Source organism: Bordetella tumulicola, assembly GCF_054779135.1.
In genome coordinates, this window is sequence record NZ_BAAGYU010000010.1 from 277,720 (window position 1) to 296,897 (window position 19,178).

The following is a 19,178-nucleotide window of genomic DNA, read 5'->3' on the forward strand; positions in this document are numbered from 1 at the left end:
GGAAACTGAATCCACGAGGGCAGCACTCATGGCAAGCGATCAGAGGTACGGTTTCGACGTTGTCGAGAACGCAGGACGATATCGATGGTGTATTACTACACTCGAATCCCCTGGCACGCGTGGCCGAATTGATTATTCTGAGGAGGACTTCCCCACCGAAGACGAGGCCCGAGAAGCGGGGCGCCGCATCTTGGAGGACTTGAGCGAGGGATGACATTTTCACCAGCGCGTTGTAACGCGCATCGCGCATTGACGTTTAAGTCCGGGCGGACTCTGCAAGTGGTTAGCTATCGGATGTGCGTCGTTCGGATGCAAAGATCGCTCACGTCTACTCAGGCTGGTGGCACACCACGCACAACTTATTGCCGTCGGGATCGCGGAAATACGCACCGAAATAGTTCGCGTGGTAGTGCGGCCTCAAACCCGGTTCACCTTCGCAAGTTCCACCTGCAGCCAGTGCGGCGGCATGTGCTTGACGAACCTGCTCGCGAGACGACGCGAGAAAGGCCGACATCTGCCCATTGCCGGCATTGTGCGGGCTGTCGTTGAACGGTTTGCTGATCATGAAATGAGGACGATTGCCCCCGGCAGAATGCCAACCTGCCCAGGGCACGTTCGCGTCATAGTATCGTCGCTCTATTCCCAATACGGCAAACAGCCGCTCGTAGAAATTCAAGGCACGATCGAAATCGGTGACGCCGACGCATACATGTGAAAACATAATAGGGTTCCTCCCACGGTTTTGAAGTAACTCGACCAGCGTTGACGATCGCGAACGCTATGCTTATTTCACGAGCGTGACAGGCACGTCGGCGAGGTGGATAACCTTGCTGGCGACCGACCCCAATAATATGCCGGGTAAAGCACTAAGACCGCGCGTGCCCATGACAATTTGGGAGCATTGCTGCTCGCGCGCGAAATCGGTGATGGTTTGGGCAGACTGGCCCACCTTGATCGTAGTTACGAATTTAACCCCTGATTTTTCAGCGACGCTTTTCGCGCCGGCCTGAGCTTTTTCGCCCTCGTCGTTGTAGTAATCTTCGACGACTTTTTGGTCGAGAAACATCTTGGCGTGGCCTGAGACAATGGGAAAAGCCACGGTTAATAAGTGCAGTTCGGTATCTTGGCGCAGGCCTGCCATGGCAATGGCTGTCTGCAGTGCGTGCATAGAGCACTCGGAGCCGTCGATAGGAACGAGGATTTTGTTCATAATCAACTCCTTGCAGAGGTGGAATGGCACGCTCTGAATGTGCCATTCGCGCTTAAACCAGAGTACCCGGCGACACGATAGCCGTAGCGTAGGAGTTGGCTAAGAAGGGATCTTTAGCAAACTATGGCGTGGGGTACAACGGTTATGGTAAGGCACGCAAATGCCGTGCCGCGAGTCCCGCGGCGGCTATACGCGCTGGGCCGTCAACGCCCTCGTACAGGGTCATATGCATCCACAGCCAGGGGTTCCAACGGGAACAAGGGTTTAACGCGTTTCTTGAAGTCGAACAGCGACCAGTCCGAACTGGTCACGCCCGGGCTGTCGCATTCGATCAGCGCGGACGAAATCGGCACGAACACCGGTCGGCAATACATACGTGATTTCACCAGAATGAATTTGGCCTGCGTGGGTTCCAGCCCCATGCTGCGGAACACGCCCAGGTCCCAGGGTTCATGCGTGCGTTCGGTCAACACCAGTTGCGCCGCGCCAATGTCCAGCACGGCGCTGCGGCCCATGCTGACCCGCTGTCCGGTATAGGTGGGGCCTGAAATCACGTATTCGCCGTTGGTGACGGCGCGCACGGTGCCGCGCAACGTGACCGGCGGCGTGTCGCGGCCGATTTCCGCGATGGGACGCTTGTTACCCACGGGCAATTCGACTGTGGCGCCCACGCCCGCTTCGGACAGAATCTCCACGGCCTCGGGATCGCAATATAGTCCGGCGTAGATGCCGGTCAGGCCGACGTCCAGCGCGGCCATCAGTACATCCATGGTGTCGCAGGTGCCGCCGCTCATGCAGTTATCGCCGTGATCCAGTAGCAACACGGGTTTGTCGGCTGTTTCAGCTAACGATTTGGCGCGTGCCAGTGATTGTGCCAACGGCTCGCTGTCGTATAGGAACCCGTCACGATTGGCCCAGATAGATGCAGCAATCTGGGCGGCCACGCGATCCGCAACCGCGGCGTCGCCATCGCCAACCACGACGACGCTTAAGCACGGGTTAGGGATGTCGGCCAGGCCAAATCCCGCCAAGATAGAAACACCCAGCGCGCCAGCGGCCTCGGCATCGCGCGCGGCTTGCACGGCGTCACGCATGGCGCCATCGGCGGTGTTGCTGCGCAGCGTATGCGACACGAGCGGCAGGCTGCGCCATGCCAGCACGGGCTTGTACTTTCCTTCCAAACTCGCGAACAACAGGCGACCCGCATGATCACCGGTCTCGTACATGTCAATATGCGGATACGTCTTGAAGCTGACGATGACGTTGGCGTTATCCACCATCTTTTGCGTCACGTTCGCATGCAGATCCAGCGCCACCGCGATCGGTGCGTTGGGGGCTGCGGCCCGCACGCGCTCCAGCAGATCGCCTTCGCCATCGTCGGTGGTTTCAACAGCCATGGCGCCATGCAGATCCAGCAGGATGGCGTCGCAACCCGGCGCCGCCGCCACGATGCGATCGCAGATCTGCTGATAGGCCTGCGCGTCCACGCGGCCGCTGGGATAGGCCGTGGCCGAAACAGGAGTAACCAGCTCGGCGTCGCGTGCTTCGGCCAGGTCGATGAATGCCGACATGGCCGTGCGCTTGCCTTTGTTTTCTTCGTATGCGGCCGTGTCGTAGGTAGGGCCGTCGTTGCCGAACGACGACAATGGGGTCGGAACCGGCGAGAAAGTGTTGGTCTCGTGGTTCATGCGTGCGATCAATACTTTCATGCGGAAACCTTTGCTGCTTGGGTTCGGATTTCGCCGCAGCAACGCAACATCGCGTGCAGCAGCACGTTGCAACCCGCCTCCAGGTGGTCGGGCTGGGCGTCTTCGATTTCGTTATGGCTGATGCCATCCTTGCACGGCACGAAAATCATGGCTGTCGGCGTGACGCGTGCCATGTATACGGCGTCGTGTCCCGCACCGCTGATGACGTCCAGGTGATCCAGGCCCAGCGTGGCCGCGCCATCGCGGATGGCCTGGACTAAGCCGGGCTCGAACGGTTGTGGCGGGAAATACACCACTTCTTTCGACTCAATCTCGATTTTGCCCGGCAAGGTCAGTTCCTGTAATGTGCGCGCCAATGCGGCGGCCATGCTGTCCAATGTGGCGTCATCGGCCGCGCGCAGGTCCACGGTCAGGCCGACGCGGCCGGGAATGACGTTGCGAGAATTCGGAAAGTTATCCAGGCACCCCACGGTGCCGCGGCCATGAGGGGCGTGATCGAGCGCAATGCGATTTACCGCGCGTATCACCTCGGCGGCCACCAGTAATGCGTCTCGGCGCAGTTCCATGGGTGTGGGGCCGGCGTGAGCCTCTTGGCCGGTGATGGTGATGTCGTACCAACGCTGGCCCAACGCGCCCTGGACGGCGCCGATAGTGATGTTTCGCGCTTCCAGGATCGGTCCCTGTTCGATATGCGCTTCGAAATACGCACTGACATCACGCCCGCCTATGGGTTCCGTACCCGCATAGCCTATGTCGTTCAGCGCCTGTCGCACCGATATTCCATCGCGATCGGTCGCATCCAGCGCATGATCCAGCGTAAAGGCGCCGGCATACACGCCCGATCCCATCATGACGGGCACGTAACGCGATCCCTCTTCGTTGGTCCATATCACGACCTCCAGGGGAGCTTCGGTTTCGATGCCGTGATCGCGTAGCGTGCGCAATACCTCAATGCCGGACAGTACACCGTAGTTACCGTCGAATTTTCCGCCGGTAGGTTGCGTGTCGATGTGACTGCCGGTCATGACCGGAGGCAGCTCGTCGCGCAAGCCGGCGCGACGCATGAATATGTTGCCAATAGCGTCCACGCGCACGGTGCAGCCCAGGTCGCGGGCCCAGGACGATACGAGGTCGCGGCCCTGGCGGTCCAGGTCGGTCAGCGCCAGGCGGCAGACGCCGCCCTTGTCGGTGGCGCCGATCTGCGCCAGCTTCATCAGTGAATTCCACAGACGCTCTCCGTTTACGCGCAGCGCGCTGACGGCTTCCAGCGTGTTCATTTCCATGATGGGTTCCTCCGTGAGTCTTGTATAGTTTCCGCGCGGTGATCGCGCTAGACGCCTACGCCCAGGTAACGATCCTTGACGTCGTCATCGGCCAGGAAGGCAGCATTGGTGCCCTCGTAGACAATGGTGCCCTGTTCTATGATGAAGTGCTGGTCCGCTAGTTGCGTGCAGACTTCCAGGTTTTGCTCAACCAGCAAAATAGTGACACCGGCTTGTTTGATGAGCTTGATCTGCGCCACGATTTCTTCCACGATCACCGGCGCCAGGCCTTCGACAGGTTCGTCCAGCATAAGCACGCGCGGATGATTCATCAAGGCCCGGCCGATAGACAGCATTTGCTGTTCGCCGCCGGACAATTGCCCGCCGCCATTACGGCGTCGCTCTTTCAGGCGCGGAAAAATCTGGTAAATATCGTTCAGTTGCCAGGGGGATTGGCGGCGTGCGCCCAGTTTGAGGTTTTCCTCGACCGTCAGCAACTTGAAAATACCGCGATGTTCCGGCACCAGGCAGACGCCCATCGCGGCGATCTTATGCGCGGGCAGGCCCGTAATATCACGGTCGTTCAAGCGGATCTTTCCGGTCTGGGGCGCAATCACGCCAGCGATTGATTTGAGCGTGGTAGATTTCCCCGCGCCGTTGCGGCCAAGCAGCGTGACCACGGAACCCTCGGGCACTGTTAGCGAGACCCCTTGCAGGATATGGCTTTTACCGTAATAGCTGTGGATGGCGTCGATCTGCAAGGTCATGCGCGGCCCCCGGTAATCATGTTGCCCAGGTACGCCGCGCGCACGCGTTCATCGTTACGGATGTCATTGGGTTTTCCTTCGACCAGGATGCGGCCTTGCTGCATGACGGTGATCGTGTCCGAGATATCCATCACGATGTTCATATTGTGTTCGATCAGTACCACGGTATGGTCGTCGCGCAGGCTGCGGATCAGGTGCTTCATTTCATCAATATCGTCGATCCCCATGCCGGACGTGGGTTCGTCCAGGAACACGGCCCGCGGTTTGCTCGCCAGCGCCATGCTTACCTCGAGTCGTCGTTGCTGGCCGTGCGACAGCGTGCCCGCGGCAAGGTTTGCTTGACGTGTCAGGCCCATGCGCTCCATCGACGTGTCGACGACGTCGGTATGCGCGCGTGCGCCCGACGGTGGATGCCAACAGTCGAACGCGCCCGAGCGGTGCACGCCTTGGGCGGCCAGGCGCAGGTTTTCACGTACCGATAGATTCATGAAGAGGCTGGTGACCTGAAACGAACGGGCTATGCCGTGCTGCACGCGCTGATGGTCGGCTTCCTGCGTGACGTCGCGGCCATCGAACACAACGCTGCCTTCGCTGGCACGCAACGTGCCGGTTAGCGTGTGGAACAAGGTCGTCTTGCCCGCCCCGTTGGGACCGATCACGGAATGTACGGTGCGCGGATAAACCTGCAAGTCCACACCATGTAACGCGACGAATTTACCAAACCGCTTGATGATGCCGCGTGCGTGCAGCAGGGGTTGGTGGGCCGCGGCGGACGCAGTGGCGGTGGCCGGGATGTCGTGCGTCGTCATGCGCGTTTCTCCTTTGCGGCATCGCTCGCAGTTGGCCCGCGGCGCAGCGCCAGCCAGATGCGTTCACCCAGGCCCCACAATCCTTTTTGCATGAAGAGGCTGACGGCGATCAACAAGAAGCCCAGCAGCATCAGCCAACGCGGCCATAACGTGGACAGCCAGTCCGAAAACAGTACATAGAACGCCGCGCCCAGTACCGATGCGAACAGATTGCCGGTGCCACCGATCACGGTCATGACCAGGATCATCTCGCTGGTATGGTATTCGATGCTGGACAGCGGGGCGATGCCGGTCATCATGGCCAGGAATGCACCCGCCAGGGCGGTAACCGCGCCGGAGATCGCAAAGGCCGCCAGCTTGAACAGCCGCACGTTATAGCCCACCGCCGCGGCGCGCGCTTCGTTATCGCGTATGGCCAGCAACGTGCGGCCAAACACGGAATTCGTCACGCGCAACAACAGCCAGAACAGGATCAGGAAACACACCGCCACAAAGGTATAGAACTGCCAAGGCGACACCAGCGACATGAGTTCCACGCCCGCCACTGACAACGGCGGACGGGGCACATCGAGCAGGCCGTTGTCGCCACCCGTCAGGTCGGGCAAGCTATAGGCCAGGAAATAAAACATCTGCGCAAAGGCCAGTGTCAGCATGACGAAATACGCGCCGCGTTGGCGTATGGCGAACCAGCCCACCAGGGCGGCGGCCAGGGCGCCCACCACGACGGCGGCCGCCAGCGCCAGCGGCATGGGCAGCGCGAAGCGCGTCAGCAGGATGCCGACCGTGTAACTACCCAATCCAAAGAAAATACCTTGTCCGAACGACAGCAGACCGGTAAAGCCCAGCAGCAGATTGCAGCCCAGCACGGCCATGGCGTAGATCAGGACTTCGGTCGCCAGCGACCCGGACTGCATGCACAACGGTAGCGCGATCGCGACGAGCAGCGCCAGTACGAGTTGCATGTGGGATTTCAAGCGGACCATCAACCTCTCCCTAGCAGGCCGTGCGGCCGCAACAGCAACACCAAGGCCATGGCCACGTAGATCATCAGGCGGGCGCCTTCGGGCCACAATGTGCTCATGACACTTTGCACGATACCGATCAGCAGGCCACCCACTAGCGCACCCGAAAAACTGCCCATGCCGCCCACCACGACAATGACGAAGGCAATCGCTAAGGCTTCGATACCCATGAATGGCTCAACGCCACGTATGGGTGCGGCCAGTACGCCAGCCAGCGCCGCGGTAGCGGCTCCCAGCGCGAACACCAGGCTAAAGACACGGAAAACGTTGATGCCCAGCAGGGACACCATTTCGGTCGATTCGCTGCCCGCGCGCACGGCGCTGCCCAGCCGTGTGCCTTCGAGTACGTACCACAGCAGCAATGCGAACACGGCGGTGAAACCGATGACAAACAAGCGGTATTTGGGATAAATGAAACTGCCCCACATCACGACGCCTTGGAACGCCGCCGGCACCGCAACGTTGTCGCCAAGCGGCCCCCAGATCACGATGATGACTTCTTGCAGCACCAGAGCCAGACCGACGGTGACCAGGATATGGAATTCATGGGCTTGTGCGTACACATGCCGCAACAGCACTTTTTCGACGATCCAGGCACAGGCGCCCACGAGCAGCGGTACGACCGCTAGTGCGACCCAGAAACTCAAGCCCCATTGAATGGCCTGGAAACAGAAATAGGCGCCCAGCAGATAAAACGAACCATGCGCGAAATTGACGAAGCGCAACAATCCGAAAATGATGGACAGACCGACCGCCAGCAGGAAGTACAGCATACCCACGCCGATTCCATTGACGATCTGAAGCAAATATACGTTCATGAATGGTGCGTGCAGAGGAGAAGGAACGTCCGCAGACGAAAGCCGCCGCGGCGCCTCATGTCAGGCGCATCGCGGCGTACGCGCATCAGATCTTGCAGCCGGTTTTGCTGACGGGCAAGAACGATTGTCCGGAATGAACAATATCCGCGTAATCGTCCTTGTCTTTCATGGCGGACTTGGCCTTGCCTTTTAGCAGGTAGTAGTTCTTCAGCACTTGATGGTCTTCCTTGCGGATTTCCTCGGTGCCCGTCAGACCGTCATAACGCATGCCTTCCATTTGTGCGATGACTTTCCCGGGGTCGTCGCTGTTGGCCTTGACGATGGCGTCCAGCATGATACGTGTGCAGATATACGAACCGGCCAGGCTGTAGTTGGGATTCATCTTCAGCTTGGATTGCGTCAGCTTGACCAGGTCCTTGTTTAGCGGGGAGTCGATGCCGTGCCAATATTGGGCGCCAAAGTACACGCCCTCGCACAGGTCGGCGCCCAGGCTTTCGAATTGTTCCAGGCCCGATGCCCACGCGACCAGGATGGTGCAGTTCTGCTTCATGCCAAAGTTGACCGCTTGGCGCAGTGTGTCGGACGATTGCGATCCAAAGTTCAGGATCAACAGTACATCGGGCTTGGCGGCCATGGCATTGGTCAGATAGCCGCTGAACTCCTTTTCGTTCAACGAGTGATAGCTGTTGCCCACGTGTTCGATGCCTTTTTCCTCGAAGATCGCCTTGGCCGCGTTAAGCAGGCCTTCGCCAAACACATATTGCGGTGTGATGGTGTACCAGCGCTTGGCCTCGGGCTTTTCGGCCAGTAGGGGACGCACGGTCTGTTCGATGGCGCCAAAAGTGGGTACCGACCAGCGGAACGTGGCGTGATTGCAGTCCTTGCCGGTGATTTCGTCCGCGCCGGCGGTGGTGATGAATACGGCGTTGGCTTTTTGGGCTTCCTTGCCCATCGCCAGGGATTCGGAAGACAGGATGCCGCCGGCCCAGAATTTGGCACCTTTTTGTTGCGCGATCTCCTGGACCTTGCGCACCGCCGTGGCTGGCTTGCCTTCCGTGTCCAGCACGGTATAGGCCAACGGGCGATCCAGCGCCTTGCCGTATTGTTCCAATGCGAGTTTCATGCCTAGGTCGGCGAACTTGCCGTTGGCGGCGAATGCCCCCGACATGGGCACCGGGCAGGCGAACTGAATGGCGTTGGCGGATTGTGCAAACGCGGAGCGGGCGGCCCACAAAGACCCCGGCACGGCGCTCAACGCGGCCATCTTCAAGAGGTTACGGCGATTCAAGATATTTCTCCTTGGCCGCGGCATGCGTGGGCTGCGGCATATAGACGTTGATGAGCGCGTGTCGCGCACATTCTTGTACAACGAACTCTGACTCGCGGCGGACTTGGCGTTCCCCCTGACGTTGTGCTGCAATCCTATTTATCATGATAAATAGGATTAATATGATCATCGTGCAGGGCAGTAATCAGTGTCAAGAATGTGAATATCAGGTTTAACCCTTGGGTTCGTGCCGGGGTCACCCCGCGGGCGACAACAGCGTGACCCGGAGGTCAAAGGATCGTTATGGAATTCGACAGTCAGGAGATGCGGTCCGTGGCAGCGATAGGCCAGCCTAAGCGCAGCGATCTGGTCGCCGAAGAAATCAAGCGGTTGATTACTGCCAAGAATCTGTTGCCCGGCGACAGACTACCGCGCGAAAGCGAACTGCAGAGCCTGTTCGCTGTCAGCAAAAGCACGATGCGCGAAGCGCTCAAGGCGCTGGAAGTGCAGGGGTTGATCAAAATCAGCACCGGACCGGGTGGGGGCGGCATGGTGGTCGAGGTTCCGCTGGATCGCACGTTCCAGTTGATGCAGAACTATCTATTTTTCAAGGAAGTGCGCATCGAGGACATCTACCAGGTGCGCAAACTGCTGGAGCCGGAGTTGATTGCCAGCGCCGTCCCGCATTTGACCGAGGCGCACTTTGCCGCGCTGGAGCACAATATCCAGTGCTGCGATCCCATGGCCGAGCATGTCGAGGACCCCTTGGCGCAGCGCCAGGAGGAAATCAGCTTTCACGACATTCTGGCCGCGGCCTGCCCGAATTCATTCTTGCGGTTCAGTTGCGAAATGATTAATCAGATGATTCGGCAATTGACGGTGTTCGACAACGAAATGCCGCCGCAGGAGCAGGAAAAATTTGGCGTGTCGAACACCCAATTTCACAAGCAGATCCTGCAAGCCGCGCGCAACCGCGATGTCGAGCGCGTACGAACATTGATGAGCGATCACATGCACGACTGCATGCGGTCGGTGACGCGCATGCACGGCAAGTTGAAAGGTCGCCTGATCCTGGACTCGGAAATGTCACGCCGCACCGTGGCGCGCAAGGCGCGCCGGGTGGGGCGGAAAAAGGCCGAGAGCTAGTCGCATTCGATATGGATCGGGATGAGAGATCAGCGCCGCATGCTGGGCGGCAGATCGAGAAAGGATTTGAGGTCCTTCATCTCGACGCTAGGATGCGCCGCTAGCGCCATCTGGCTCGACGCGCACAGACAGAATCTAGTAATGCCTACGACATCTATACTATATAGATGTCGTGCAAGAATCGCTGCGTCGGCTCACGCACCACTGGCGCATAGTTCCTCTTGGTGCCGCTCGTCATGAAAAAAACTCTCATCGTCGTTGTGGTTGTCGTCGTGTTGGCCGTTGTGGGCGGAGCGTGGTGGTATTTCCGCGATACCGATGCGAACGGCAAGCTGAGCCTGCATGGCAACGTGGATATCCGGCAGATTTCGCTGGCCTTTGACGGCAGCGGCAGGGTGGTTGAACTGCACGCCGACGAGGGCGATCGCGTCAAGGCTGGTGCCGTATTGGGCGTGCTCGACACTCGAACCTTGGCGCTGCAGGCCGAGCAGGCACGAGCGCAGATCGAAGTGCAGCGGCAGAATCTGGCGCGCCTGCACAACGGGTCGCGCCCGGAAGAAATCGCCCAGGCCCGTAGCCGGCTGGCCGCCGCCCAGGCTGACGCGACACGTGCCCGGCAGGATCTGGCCCGCCTCCAGGGTATTGCGGCCAAGACGCGGGGACGTGGGGTGAGCGCGCAGGATCTGGACCGGGCTCGCAGTGGTGTCAAGGTAGCTCAGGCCACCGTGGCGGAACAGCAGGACGCCCTGCGCTTGATAGAGCAGGGGCCGCGCAAGGAGGACATCGCGGGCGCCGAGGCCCAGTTGCGAGTGTCTCAGGCGCAACTGGCACTGTTGGAGCACCAGATCGCCCAGGGCGAACTCAAGGCGCCGGCCGATGCTGTGGTGCGCTCTCGATTGCTTGAGCCGGGTGACATGGCCTCCCCCCAGAAGGCGGTGTTCGCGCTGGCGCTGAGCCAGCCCAAATGGGTGCGCGTGTATGTCAGCGAGCCAGACCTGGGCAAGCTTGCGCTGGGTATGGCCGCAGAGGTCTTTACGGATAGCTATCCCGATCAGCCCGTTCACGGCAAGGTGGGCTACATCTCGTCGGTAGCCGAGTTCACTCCCAAGTCGGTACAAACCGAGGAGTTGCGCACAAGCCTCGTTTACGAGGTGCGTGTGCTCGTCGAGGATGGCGAGAATCGTCTGCGGCTCGGGCAGCCCGCGACCGTGCACTTTGTCAATGGCGAGTGACCCGATGCGCGATTCCGACGCGATCGTCCTCGCTCAGCAACTGCGCAAGGTTTTCGATTCGCCAACCGGTGAGCCATTGCACGCGATAGATGACATTTCACTGACCGTCCGTCGTGGCAGATTGACGGCGCTGGTGGGTCCGGATGGCGCAGGCAAGACCACACTGCTACGCATGGCTGCCGGCCTGCTCAGGCCCGATTCCGGTAGCCTGCACGTACTCGATATCGACGTGGTCGCCCACCCGCAGGCCGTGCAGGATCGCATCAGCTACATGCCGCAGCGCTTTGGTCTGTACGAAGACTTAGGGGTGCAGGAAAACCTGGATCTTTACGCCGACCTGCACGGCGTGCCCCGCGACGTGCGCCGCGAACGATTCGCGCGGCTTTTGGAAATGACGGATCTCGCCCGGTTTACCGATCGCCCGGCTGGCAAGCTGTCCGGCGGGATGAAGCAAAAACTTGGCCTGGCCTGCACACTCGTACGCTCGCCCGACCTGCTGTTGCTCGACGAGCCCAGCGTGGGTGTTGATCCGTTGTCGCGGCGCGAGCTGTGGAAGATCCTGCAGCAGTTGGTTGAAGACGAACAACTCAGCGTCATCGTCAGCACAGCCTATATGGACGAGGCTGAGCGTTGCGCTCAGGTGTACGTGATGAACCAGGGCAAGCTGCTGGCCGAGGGCGAGCCGGCGGCGCTGGCTGAGCGTGCGCGCGGCTTGACCTTCGTGGTGCCTGCGCCCCAGGGAACCCCCGCACGCGACCTGCAAGCACGACTCATCGACGCCGACGCGCTGATCATCGACGCGGTGCCCAAGGGCGGCGCCGTGCGCTTCATTCGGGACCCTGAGGCCGATGCGCAGGCGGTGGATGCATTGCTCGGCGATCTCGACCCACAATCGCGTCCAGAAGAGCTCGAAGACGCCTTCATGATGATGCTGCGTCTCCATCAGGACGACGACGGCGCCGTTGCGCATCCACATGTCGCGGCATCGTTGAGCCCGGCCAAGACCGACAACGACAAGCCCGTCATCGTTGTGCGCGATCTCGTACGAAAATTTGGTGATTTCACCGCGGTGTCTCACATTTCGTTCGATGTGGCGCGCGGCGAGATCTTTGGCCTACTCGGTCCAAACGGCGCGGGCAAGACCACCACCTTTCGGATGTTGTGCGGATTGCTGCCCGCCTCCAGCGGGCATCTGGACGTCCTGGGTCTGGATTTGCGCACTGCGCGAGCCCAGGCACGAGCACGTATTGGCTATGTCTCCCAGAAATTTGCGCTCTACGAGAATCTGTCGGTCCGCGAAAACCTAGCGTTCTTCGGTGGCGCGTACGGCCTTCGCGGCCAACGACTTCAACAGCGCGTCGCCGCCACCATCGAACAGTTCGGACTGGCGCCCAAAGCCATTAGCGGTCTATTACCCGGCGGCTACAAACAGCGGTTGGCGATGGCCGCCGGTCTGCTGCACGAGCCAGAAATTCTGTTCCTGGATGAACCCACCAGCGGGATCGACCCGCTGGCGCGCCGCGCATTCTGGCGCACCATTACGGCACTGGCGCAAGACGGTGTGACCATCATCATTACGACCCACTTCATGGAAGAAGCGGAATATTGCGACCGTATCGCGATCCAGGATGCGGGCAAGATGCTGGCCTTGGGCACGCCGCGAGAAGTACGCCAGCAGGCGGATCCCGTGCGGTACGACGAGGCAGGCACGGATATGAATAGCGCTTTCATCGCCATCGTCGAACAAGGCCGTGCTCGCGCGACAAATTCATCGGTGCCAGGAGCCACGGCATGAATATCCATGGGCCGGCGCACCACGAGAGCGAAGCCCGTGCGTCGGTGTATACCTCCGGTTTTTCCCGTCGTTTTGTCGCCTTGCTGCGTAAAGAAGTCAGGCAGGTGTTGCGCGACAAAAGCAATCTTGCCGTCGGCTTGTTGCTGCCGGTGGCGCTGATTCTGTTGTTCGGCTATGGCCTGTCGTTCGACGTGAAGCACGCACCGGTTGCCGTGGTCATGGAAGACCGGTCGCCAACCGCACGCGACGTGCTCGCCGGCCTACAAGGCTCGGACTATCTCGCGCCTGTGTTCGTGACCGACATGATCGAAGCGGAACGCCTGATGCGAGGGGGTGACGTCGACGCCATCGTGCGCGTGCCCATGGATTTTTCGCGTCGCCTCAATCAGGGTGACGCCCGTCTTCAGCTGGTGCTCAATGGCGTTGACTCCACGTCGGCCTTCACCATCGAAGGGTACGTGGGCGGCGCCATCGGTACTTGGGCACAACAGCAGGCCGATCGCAATGGCAACAAGCCTCCCGCGACAGGCAATGTCGAGGTGGTGCAACGCATGTGGTTTAACGAGGCGGGCGAAAGCCGGTGGTATTTGGTGCCGGGTCTCATCGCACTCGTACTGACGCTGATAGGCGCATTTCTGACCTCGCTCTTGGTTGCGCGTGAATGGGAGCGCGGCACCCTCGAGTCCTTGTTTGTGACGCCGGTTCGGCCGCTGGAAATCGTGCTCTCCAAGGTCGCGCCGTATCTGGTCATAGGTGTCATCGATCTGTCGATGTGTCTGCTGGCCTCGCACTTTCTTTTCCACGTGCCAATGCGCGGTTCGCTCATGGCGATTGTGATGGTTTCGATGTTGTACCTCGTCGTGTCGCTGCTGTTGGGCCTGTTTATTTCAGCGGCCGCGCGCAATCAGTTCCAGGCCAGCCAGATTGCTCTGTTGGTCAGTTTCATGCCGGCCATGATGCTGTCGGGCTTTGTGTTCGATCTGCGCAATACGCCCGTGGCTATTCAGGTCATCAGCCAATTGTTGCCGGCCACGCACTTCATGACGTTGATCAAGACGCTGTTTCTGGCAGGCGATCACTGGCCGACCATTATCCAGAGCGTGGCGATACTGACGCTCTACGCGGTGGTGCTGACTATTGCCACCCACGCCAAGTTGCGCAAAACGCTGGAGTGACATGACGACTGATCTCATTGCCACCCTCGCGCAAATTGCCGCACTGATCCGCAAAGAAATCCTCGTTTTGTTAAAGGATCCGGCTAGTCGGGTGGTCTTGTTTGCTCCTGCCTTGATTCAGGCCGTGCTGTTCGGTTATGGCGCGACCTACGATCTGACGCATGTGCCTTACGCGGTGCTCGACCAGAGTCGTGGCCAGGCCGCTACAGAGTTGTTGGCGAGGCTGGACGGCACGGGTGTATTTCATCGTGCCGTTACGCTTACCTCATCCTCGCAGATCGCCGAGGTGATTGATGACAGCGAGGCGCTGGTGGTGTTGACTATTCCGTTCGACTTCGACCAGCGCCTCAATGCTGGCCAGCTCGCTCCCCTGCAAGTGATTCTGGATGGACGCAACTCCTCGACTGCCGCCTCCGCTGCCGGCTACATAGGCTCCATCGTCGCTAGTTACAACGCCGCGAGGGGGGTGGGGGCGCCGGGTATCGATATCGAACGACGTGCCTGGTTCAATCCCAACCTCGAGTCTCGATGGAATATCATGTCCGCGTTGATTGGCGCGTTGAGTATGCTGCAGACTTTGCTGATCTCGGCGCTGTCCGTGGCACGCGAACGCGAGCAAGGCACCTTCGATCAGTTGCTGGTGACGCCGCTCACGCCGATGCAGATCCTGATCGGCAAGGCGATACCGGCGATCCTGATCGGATTGCTGCAGTCCACGATTATTTTTCTGGTCGTTCGCTTTTGGTTTCAGATACCCATGAGCGGATCGGTCGCGCTGCTGTACCTCGGGCTGCTTACGTTCACCATCGCATCCGTCGGACTCGGGCTTTCGATCTCCGCACTATCACTCACCATGCAGCAGGCCATGCTTTACGCCTTCTTGCTCATCATGCCGTTGATGCTGCTGTCGGGTCTGATCTCGTCGGTGAAAAATATGCCCGATATCTTGCAAATTGCGACTTACCTCAATCCTCTGCGTTTTGGTACTAGCATTGTGCGGCGCGTCTATCTCGAAGGTGCGGGCTTGGCTGATGTTGCGCTGGATTTTGTTCCGCTACTAGCGATTGCCTCTATTACCCTGCCGCTGGCGGCCTGGCTGTTTCGCCACCGTCTTTCCTGATTCGGGTCGTTGTCATGTCCGATATTCTCCATCCCAATCGTTCCTTCATCTTTCTGGCATCGTGCCTGGTCGTCTTGACGCTAGGTGGATGCACAGTCGGTCCGGACTTCGGCAAGCCCACGCCACAGGCCCCGGATGATTGGACTAGTTGGCGCAGTAGCGATGACAGCCTGCGTGCCTCAGTCATCGCCGGCGCGGCGTTGCCTGAGGTGTGGTGGCGTGCATTCGACGACCCGGTACTCGATCGGCTGGAGCAGCGGGCTTTTGACGCCGGTCCCGATCTGCGCACGGCGGCGCTGCGCTTTGCTCAGGCACGCGCGCAGCGCGCCACCACGGCCGCTCAGTGGGGGCCCGACGTCAATGCTAGCGCAGGCGTAACCCGGCAGCGCCAAAGCGAGTATGGTGCCGGTACGCGGCTGCTCGATGCGGTCGCGGCTCCCGGTAATCGGGAGGAGCTTGTTGAGTTGCTGTCCGAACCCTTTACCCTCTACCAGGCGGGCTTTGACGCCTCTTGGGAGTTGGACCTGTGGGGACGCGTGCGCCGATCTGTCGAAGCGGCCGATGCGGACGTCGCCCAGCAGGCTGCCTTGCTGGACTTGACCCGGTTGACGCTGGCAAGCGACGTCGCGCGCAACTACTTTGATTTGAGGACTACCCAGAGCCAGATCCGTTTGACGCGCGAGGACATCGCCACGCTGCAGGATCGCCTAGGATTGCTCGAGGCGCAGGTGAGCGCAGGGATGATCAACCACCTTTCTCTCGAACAGCAGCGTGCAGAGCTCTCTACACTGAGGGCGCAACTGCCCGACCTGTTGGCGCAGGAAGGGGTCAACATCAATCAGATCGCGTTGTTATTGGGAGAACGTCCGGGTACGCTGCGCGACGAACTGATTGCCCCCGTACCAGCGACGGCTGCGTTGCCCGATCTGGCGTTGGGTCTCCCGTCAGAGGTGGCACTGCGTCGACCCGATATCCGTGCCGCCCAAGCGCGTCTGCACAGCGCAACCGCCAGCATCGGCATCGCTAAGGCGGATCTGTACCCGAGCATTCGCCTGGGCGCACAGTTTGGATACGAGAGCTATCTCAGTGGCGAGTTTGCGGATTGGGGCAGTCGCACGTGGTCCATTGGCCCCACTCTGAGCCTGCCGATTTTCGATCACGGCAGGCGTAAAAGCGTGGTGCAACTGCGTGAGCTGCAACAGCAGGAAGCCGCCGTGAACTATCAACAGACGGTTCTGAGGGCCTGGCAGGAAATCGACGACGCCCTGAGCGGATACACGGCTGAACAGCAGAAGCTTGAGGAGCTCGAACGGCGCGTGCATGCGGCGCAGCAGGCTTACGAGCTGGCGCAAGCGCGTTACGACGGAGGCGTTGCCGACTTCATTACCGTGCTGGACACCCAACGCGGCTACGTCGCGGCACGCCGTGATCTAGCGGTGAGTCAAGGGCGCTTGAATAATCGTTTTGTGATGGTGAATAAGGTACTTGGTAATGTGCCCGCGCGGATTACATCGCAAACGACGAGTCGAGATTGACCGTATTGGGATCATACTTGCCATGGCTGATAAAGATATGCATGAATATCCGGTTATGACCGGACGTCAACCTTGTGTGGTGTAGACATCATTGGATGCTTGATCACCATAAATAATCGCCTGTGCGCTGCTTGCAATAGGCATTAAGCCATCTGCCAATGAAGGAAGAACCGCGCTGGCATATTGATGGCGAAACATCGTCGCGCTGCACACATATTCCACTGAACCGTCCGCCGTGGGCATTACGGGTACCGATAGTGCGGTAACGGACCTGTTCATATATCCATCATCCAGCCCCCATCCAACCCGCTTCGCCTTCCGTGCCTGAGCCATAAACTGTGCAAATGTCAACGGACGATCCCAACGCAAGCTATTGAAGATCGCAACAAGCGTGGCGTCATCGAAGCCCGCCTGCGTGGCCATGATACGCCCCATACCTCCCATAAGAATGGGTAGACGCTTACCAATCGGCATTTGCACGTTGATGGCCGTCTGGCAATGAGTGACGGCGACTAATTCCATACGCGTCAAAGATTGACGTTGCCAAATTGTCGCGGTGACCTTCCATCGATCGGCGTATTCCTGCAATCGCGGCATGACATCACGCAGGACGACTGTCCGCGATGCCGTACGGTGCGCGAGGTTCACGAAACTGCCGCCCAGTACGTAGCGCTTGCCCGGACCGATGAGCTCGGCGGAGGCTAGCCACCCTACGGCCAGTAACGTTTGAATCAGGTTAAAGCAGGTGCTGGGATTCATGCCGAGTTCGCGCGTAACCTCTGGCGCACTCCACGGCGTTCGGCGATTGGCCGCATAGGTCATCAGTCTGGCGGCTTGCACCGCAGCGCCTACTACCTTTCCTGCCGAAAGATCAAGGTCTTGCAACTTGCCGGCAGAGCGCTCCTCACCGTCGATCGCGTCTATATTTTTTCTGTTCATTTTCTATAGAGAATTAAATCATCTCCTATAAGAATAACATTTGACAGAAAAACTCGTATGACTTGAAATTGCCTTCATCAAGGACGCGACGAAATCGCGCCAGACAAGAACATACGGAGACAGGATGGATAAGCTGCACGGCATCCGCATCGTTGACATGAGCCGGGTACTCGCCGGGCCCCTGGCTGGCCAGATGCTGGCCGACCTGGGCGCTGAAGTCATCAAGATCGAGCAGCCCGGCGCTGGGGACGAAGCGCGCCACTATGGGCCGCCCTTTTTTGGTGAACAAGAGGAGGGCGGAACAGCGTTTTTCTTGGCGGCAAATCGTAATAAGCGGTCAGTTACCGTGGATTTCTCCAAACCTGAAGGCAGCCGCATAGTTCGGCAACTAATCGAAAAATCTGATGTCGTCATTGAAAACTTCCGCGTTGGCACATTGGCACGCTATGGCTTGGATTACGCAGCGCTTTCAGCAGACAACCCTGGATTGGTCTATTGCTCACTGACTGGTTTCGGTCAATCCGGACCCTACGCCAAGCGTCCTGGCTACGATGCAATTTTCCAGTCTATGGGTGGCTTGATGAGCAGCATTGGCTATCCCGATGATCATCCGGCGGGTGGCCCCATGCGCACGGGCCTTTCCATTACGGATGTCATTACAAGTCTGTACGCGGACGTGGCGATCATCGCAGCCGTGCACGCTCGTGCCCATAACGGGGGACGCGGCGACTACATTGATGTCGCGCTACTGGACTCTACGGTGGCGGCCATGTCGCATTACGCCATGTATTACCTGATCTCGGGGCAGATGCTGCCTCGCCGAGGAAACTACGGTAATGGGGGTGTGCCATCTCAGGTGTTTCAGTGCCGCGACGGCTCCGTCATGCTCACCGTCGGCAACGATGCCCAATTCGTCCGGTTCTGCCGCGCATTGGGTTCTCCCGAGTGGGCAGACGACAGCCGTTTCTCGACCGGCGTCGAACGCATCAGAAATCGTGATGAGCTCATCCCCATTTTGGAGGCACATTTCGCGACTCGTAGCGTAGCGCAATGCCTGAACGCACTGGTTGCCGCCGATATTCCAGCGGGTGCCATCAACAACATTGAGCAAGTCTTTGCCGATTCGCAGGTCGTTTCCCGCAATTTGCGCACCCCTGTGCAAGAGGACGCGCGAGCGCCTCTTGACGTCATCGCGAACCCGATCCGCTACGCATCTGACCCCATAAATACCTACCGCAGGCCGCCTCTGCTAGGTGAGCATACCGACGAGGTTCTAAGTGCCTTGCTTGGCTATACCCAAGAAGAGCTTGGTCGACTCGCCGACAGTGGCGTCATTAGTCGATGCCCATCATCGATAAACATTACTTGAACA

17 protein-coding genes are annotated in these 19,178 nt (G+C 59.4%); 7 read left to right on the plus strand and 10 right to left on the minus strand.

Annotation, left to right across the window (positions count from 1 at the left end):
* Positions 1-328: 328 nt before the first annotated feature.
* The 9 genes from ACYVDM_RS18565 to ACYVDM_RS18605 form a co-directional block, all read right to left on the minus strand.
* Complete coding sequence (locus ACYVDM_RS18565; RefSeq protein WP_415787571.1) at positions 329-721, minus strand: VOC family protein; 393 nt, start codon at positions 719-721, stop codon at positions 329-331.
* A gap of 63 nt (positions 722-784) precedes the next feature.
* Positions 785-1,210: a universal stress protein gene (locus ACYVDM_RS18570; protein ID WP_415787573.1), complete on the minus strand. Its 426-nt coding sequence runs from the start codon at positions 1,208-1,210 to the stop codon at positions 785-787.
* 203 nt (positions 1,211-1,413) lie between these two features.
* Positions 1,414-2,919, minus strand: coding sequence for a M81 family metallopeptidase (locus ACYVDM_RS18575; RefSeq protein ID WP_415787575.1), 1,506 nt, complete (start codon positions 2,917-2,919; stop codon positions 1,414-1,416).
* Positions 2,916-4,202, minus strand: coding sequence for a Zn-dependent hydrolase (locus tag ACYVDM_RS18580; RefSeq protein ID WP_415787577.1), 1,287 nt, complete (start codon positions 4,200-4,202; stop codon positions 2,916-2,918). The genes ACYVDM_RS18575 and ACYVDM_RS18580 overlap by 4 nt, the downstream gene beginning before the upstream one ends.
* A gap of 47 nt (positions 4,203-4,249) precedes the next feature.
* The gene (locus tag ACYVDM_RS18585; protein WP_415787579.1) at positions 4,250-4,948 is read right to left on the minus strand and encodes an ABC transporter ATP-binding protein; all 699 of its coding nucleotides are present in this window, start codon (positions 4,946-4,948) and stop codon (positions 4,250-4,252) included.
* On the minus strand, positions 4,945-5,757 hold the full coding sequence (locus tag ACYVDM_RS18590) for an ABC transporter ATP-binding protein (protein WP_415787581.1): 813 nt from the start codon (positions 5,755-5,757) through the stop codon (positions 4,945-4,947). The genes ACYVDM_RS18585 and ACYVDM_RS18590 overlap by 4 nt, the downstream gene beginning before the upstream one ends.
* Positions 5,754-6,719, minus strand: a complete 966-nt coding sequence (locus ACYVDM_RS18595) for a branched-chain amino acid ABC transporter permease (RefSeq protein ID WP_415787583.1) — start codon at positions 6,717-6,719, stop codon at positions 5,754-5,756. The genes ACYVDM_RS18590 and ACYVDM_RS18595 overlap by 4 nt, the downstream gene beginning before the upstream one ends.
* Positions 6,720-6,739: 20 nt before the next feature.
* Positions 6,740-7,597 carry a branched-chain amino acid ABC transporter permease gene (locus tag ACYVDM_RS18600; RefSeq protein WP_415787585.1) on the minus strand — a complete coding sequence of 286 codons (858 nt, stop codon included), beginning with the start codon at positions 7,595-7,597 and terminating at the stop codon, positions 6,740-6,742.
* Between the two features lie 85 nt (positions 7,598-7,682).
* A complete protein-coding gene (locus ACYVDM_RS18605) occupies positions 7,683-8,885 on the minus strand; it encodes an ABC transporter substrate-binding protein (protein ID WP_415787587.1) in 1,203 nt (400 codons plus the stop codon).
* Between the two features lie 282 nt (positions 8,886-9,167).
* Between ACYVDM_RS18605 and ACYVDM_RS18610 the strand changes: the two genes are divergently transcribed.
* The 6 genes from ACYVDM_RS18610 (at position 9,168) to ACYVDM_RS18635 (ending at position 16,867) form a co-directional block, all read left to right on the plus strand.
* The gene (locus ACYVDM_RS18610) at positions 9,168-10,010 is read left to right on the plus strand and encodes a FadR/GntR family transcriptional regulator (protein WP_460475439.1); all 843 of its coding nucleotides are present in this window, start codon (positions 9,168-9,170) and stop codon (positions 10,008-10,010) included.
* Between the two features lie 236 nt (positions 10,011-10,246).
* Entirely contained in the window at positions 10,247-11,242 is a 996-nt protein-coding gene (locus ACYVDM_RS18615; protein WP_415787591.1) for an efflux RND transporter periplasmic adaptor subunit, read from the plus strand.
* A gap of 4 nt (positions 11,243-11,246) precedes the next feature.
* Complete coding sequence (locus tag ACYVDM_RS18620; RefSeq protein WP_415787593.1) at positions 11,247-13,037, plus strand: ATP-binding cassette domain-containing protein; 1,791 nt, start codon at positions 11,247-11,249, stop codon at positions 13,035-13,037.
* Positions 13,034-14,212: an ABC transporter permease gene (locus ACYVDM_RS18625; protein ID WP_415787595.1), complete on the plus strand. Its 1,179-nt coding sequence runs from the start codon at positions 13,034-13,036 to the stop codon at positions 14,210-14,212. The genes ACYVDM_RS18620 and ACYVDM_RS18625 overlap by 4 nt, the downstream gene beginning before the upstream one ends.
* Position 14,213: 1 nt before the next feature.
* Complete coding sequence (locus ACYVDM_RS18630; RefSeq protein ID WP_415787597.1) at positions 14,214-15,332, plus strand: ABC transporter permease; 1,119 nt, start codon at positions 14,214-14,216, stop codon at positions 15,330-15,332.
* Positions 15,333-15,346: 14 nt separating this feature from the next.
* Positions 15,347-16,867 carry an efflux transporter outer membrane subunit gene (locus ACYVDM_RS18635; RefSeq protein WP_415787599.1) on the plus strand — a complete coding sequence of 507 codons (1,521 nt, stop codon included), beginning with the start codon at positions 15,347-15,349 and terminating at the stop codon, positions 16,865-16,867.
* A gap of 66 nt (positions 16,868-16,933) precedes the next feature.
* Here the strand turns inward: ACYVDM_RS18635 and ACYVDM_RS18640 are convergent, their stop codons facing one another.
* Positions 16,934-17,806: an IclR family transcriptional regulator gene (locus ACYVDM_RS18640; protein WP_415787601.1), complete on the minus strand. Its 873-nt coding sequence runs from the start codon at positions 17,804-17,806 to the stop codon at positions 16,934-16,936.
* 124 nt (positions 17,807-17,930) lie between these two features.
* On the opposite strand from ACYVDM_RS18640, the gene ACYVDM_RS18645 reads away from it, so the two are divergent.
* Positions 17,931-19,175, plus strand: a complete 1,245-nt coding sequence (locus ACYVDM_RS18645) for a CaiB/BaiF CoA transferase family protein (RefSeq protein WP_415787603.1) — start codon at positions 17,931-17,933, stop codon at positions 19,173-19,175.
* The last annotated feature ends 3 nt before the right edge of the window (positions 19,176-19,178 follow it).